The 766-nt window shown below is 52.0% G+C and carries 1 tRNA gene and 1 rRNA gene; both read right to left on the bottom strand.

The features are described from left to right. Positions 1-102, bottom strand: a 23S ribosomal RNA gene (locus EB809_RS20875); the annotation flags it as partial. Between the two features lie 509 nt (positions 103-611). Then, positions 612-687: transfer RNA gene (locus EB809_RS20870), tRNA-Ala, on the bottom strand. Between the last annotated feature and the right edge of the window lie 79 nt (positions 688-766).

Genomic DNA, 766 nt, shown 5'->3' with positions numbered 1-766 from the left:
CACAGCTTGTTTGCCAGCTCCCCGAGCCTTATCGCAGGCTTCCACGTCTTTCATCGCCTCTGACTGCCAAGGCATCCACCGTATGCGCTTAGTTGCTTGACTATATAACCCCAAACCAACTGTTTAATCGGCGTCTGAAGTCGTCATGCAGCGTTGCAGTCTTCGTTCAGTCAGTTACATACCAATGTATGCGCCTTCCTTCACTCAGCCTGCGCCTTGCCTGACGCCTTCAGCCTTGATTAAACCTGCCAGCAGCCTTTTGTCCTGCCAGCGGTTGATCCAAGATTAAGCAACCCAACGATTAACACCGGATAACGCTTGAAATCGCTATCATTTGGATTCTTCGTTTCGGAGATAAAGAAACGAATCCTCCGCTTTGCAATCTTGTCCGCATTGTTAAAGAGCATGTCTGACCCAGTGATCAGAAAGAAGGATTTCGAAGTTGATCTGTCATCAATCCGAAATACTTGTTTCTGCACACTGACCGTAGTCAGGTATCCGTAAGTTGGTGGAGCCAGGCAGGATCGAAGTCGTTCGCGACCCCGGACCGACCTCCTGCGTGCAAGGCAGGCGCTGCCATCCTATCAACTCATCCACCATACAGCTTGAATTGGTGGAGCTGAGCGGGATCGAACCGCTGACCTCCTGCGTGCAAGGCAGGCGCTCTCCCAGCTGAGCTACAGCCCCAGTAAAGCTGTCAAGAATTGGGCAGATCGAGGCGTGTTTGGACGCCGCATAGCCTGCTATGCAAGTCCGAACACAACGA

Origin of the sequence: Marinobacter sp. R17 (genome assembly GCF_003789045.1) — a bacterium.
Classification (GTDB): Bacteria; Pseudomonadota; Gammaproteobacteria; order Pseudomonadales; family Oleiphilaceae; genus Marinobacter_A; species Marinobacter_A mangrovi.
This window is presented reverse-complemented; position numbering and strand designations above follow the sequence as displayed.